This is a genomic window from uncultured Rothia sp. (assembly GCF_916049665.1).
In the GTDB taxonomy this organism is placed as follows: Bacteria; Actinomycetota; Actinomycetes; order Actinomycetales; family Micrococcaceae; genus Rothia.
Map to the genome: position 1 here is coordinate 1 of NZ_CAJZIE010000120.1, position 2,646 is coordinate 2,646.

The 2,646-nt window shown below is 56.7% G+C and carries 3 protein-coding genes; all 3 read left to right on the forward strand.

What is annotated here, in order from left to right; translation table 11 throughout:
• Positions 1–2 precede the first annotated feature (2 nt).
• The gene (locus tag QZ540_RS08390; RefSeq protein WP_294629168.1) at positions 3–554 is read left to right on the forward strand and encodes a MarR family winged helix-turn-helix transcriptional regulator; all 552 of its coding nucleotides are present in this window, start codon (positions 3–5) and stop codon (positions 552–554) included.
• A gap of 542 nt (positions 555–1,096) precedes the next feature.
• On the forward strand, positions 1,097–1,621 hold the full coding sequence (locus QZ540_RS08395) for a ferritin (protein ID WP_070833136.1): 525 nt from the start codon (positions 1,097–1,099) through the stop codon (positions 1,619–1,621).
• 243 nt (positions 1,622–1,864) lie between these two features.
• A partial coding sequence (locus QZ540_RS08400) for a Na+/H+ antiporter NhaA (RefSeq protein ID WP_294629170.1) occupies positions 1,865–2,646 on the forward strand: 782 nt, incomplete at its 3' end.

A 2,646-nucleotide genomic window follows, 5' to 3' on the forward strand; every position in this document is an offset into this window, starting at 1 on the left:
CCGTGTCCACACCAACCACGTCTGCGCAGCGGTCTGAAAACACCGCACACAGCGAACCCGTCCAGTGGCTCAGCCCGCAGGAACGAGAAGGCTGGCTCTTTATCAGCTCCATCATCTTCAGCCTCACCCGCAAGCTGGAAAACCAGCTGCAGAGCGAAGCTGGTATTAGTTTTGTTGAATACATGGTGCTCGCGATGCTATCCGAGTCCGAGGATCATTCCCTCACCATGACTGAGCTGGCGATTACCACCAACACCCTGCCCGCACGCCTCTCCCGCGTCGTCGCGCGTCTAGAGAAGGACGGATACGTCCGCCGCTCTCTCAGTGCAGAAGACCGCCGTGTCAGCATCTGCCATCTGCTCCCCGCAGGCGAGCAGAAGGTGCAGGAGGAGGCACCCGGCCACGTTAACGAAGTGCGCCGCCAGATTTTCGACCACCTGACTACCCAGCAGGTTGAGAACCTTGCAGAGATTGGTGAGGCCATCCTGGGGAGCACCCCCTCGAATGTCATCTCAATTGATGCACTCAAGCGTGGGGACTACCCCACACAATAACCTCCTCCACCCGTCTCGTGGGTGAGAGTTGAGAGAACAAGAGATAAGGCACATTCCCCCGGCGGGGACTGTGCCTTATCTCTTTAACACCGTCCTTTAACACCTCGCCAACGCCTCGCCCGCAAGAAGGTGTCTGAGCTGCATTGCATCAGCTTGAAGGGCGTCACGAAAGACCCCGTATTGTTACATGCGAAAAATTTTTAAAATTTTTTACGGCTTCTTACCCCGCGCCGAAGCAGCAAGGTATCAAGTGATACCGCCTCCAGCATAGTGCGTGTTTGAGGGATATTGAGGGGGTGAACGACCCGTTAAACCGCGAAATATCAAGGGAACACACCCAATACCACCCAAACCAAAGGGTATATTCAGGTCACCCACACTAAGGGTGGTGGTGACAATATGTCAGGAATACCTTATCTACCCCACCGATTAGCCTTTTCTCTCTGTACACGACCCACTGCACACCGTACGATAAATACCAACAGATTGCACCGCGCCATCCGGCGCCTACGAAGCAATCACCTATATCAAGGAGAAACCATATGTCTAAGTCTTTCTACGACCTTCTGAACGAGCAGATCGGCCACGAGTTCGCAGCATCCCACCAGTACCTGTCCATGGCTATCTGGCTCGATGGTGAGGACCTGCCCCAGCTGGCTAAGTTCTTCTACCGCCAGTCCCTCGAAGAGCGCGAGCACGCACTCATGATGGTTCAGTACAAGCTGGACCGCGGCCACAAGGTCGAGATCCCCGCTGTTCCCGCCGTGAAGAACGACTTCGAGAACGTCCAGGAAATCGTTGACCTGTCCCTGGCACAGGAGAAGGCTGTCACCGGTCAGATCGAGGCTCTGTTCTCCGCAGCACGCGCTGAGAACTACGCACTCGGCGAGCAGTTCATCCTCTGGTTCCTGAAGGAGCAGGTTGAGGAAGTTGCAACCATGGAGACCCTCGTGACCGTTGTAAAGCGCGCAAACGGCAACCTCTTCGACCTGGAGAACTACGTTGCACGCGAGCTGGCACACGACCACGGCCAGGAGTCCGGCGCACCCGCTATCGCAGGCGCATAATCTCGTATTCGTGCGGCTAGGCACCTAGTCGACCACGCAGAATATCTGCAAAATATTAAACGTTCCGCTCTCCCCACACACCGTGGGGAGGGCGGAACGTTTATGCATATACGCCATGAAAACACACCGCGGTGCACCGTCCAGGAGCTAAAAGCCGCCAGTGGGTACTCGAATACTCATACAGCGCGGAGTAAACTTAAAAGCCTTAGATGCCGCATAATATCGCGGCAGAAAGAGGAGAGAATGACTCACACCAATCCAGATACCCTCAGCCGCGGCTCATATAGCAACTCACGCCGCGTAGCCGACATTCTGCGTGCCGAATCCGTCGGCGGTACCGTGCTTCTGATTGCGACGGTGCTGGCAGTAGTACTCGCCAACACCCCCGCATCCACCTTCTACTTTGGTCTGCGAGACACCGTTGTTGGTCCGGTCATCCCCGGCTTCAACCACCTGCAGATGAGCATCGGAACCTGGGCGGCAGACGGTCTGCTCGTCGTTTTCTTCTTCCTCACCGGCCTGGAGCTGAAGAAGGAATTCGTGATTGGTGACCTCAAGTCGCCCTCCACCGCTATTGTGCCGATTGCGGCTGCCTTCGGTGGCGTGGCAGTGCCCGCGATTATCTACACGGCGCTGAACTTCACCAGCCCCACCGCTCTGCACGGCTGGGCGATCCCCACCGCAACCGATATTGCGTTTGCGGTGTCTGTTCTCGCCGCCGTGGGTACTTTCCTCCCCTCGGCGATGCGTGTCTTCCTGCTGACTCTGGCTGTGGTCGACGACCTGATTGCAATCTGCATTATCGCGATTTTCTACACCAATAACTTCCACGGCGAGTACCTGCTCTTCGCGCTGATTCCGCTCGCCCTGTTTGCGTTCATCGCGTACCGTGGCGAGACCATGCTGCACCTGAAGCCGCTCGCCGCATGGATTCTGCTGCTGCCCCTGGGCATTATCACCTGGGCGCTCTTCCTCGAGTCCGGTATTCACGCGACCATTTCTGGTGTGGTTCTGGGCTTCCTGGT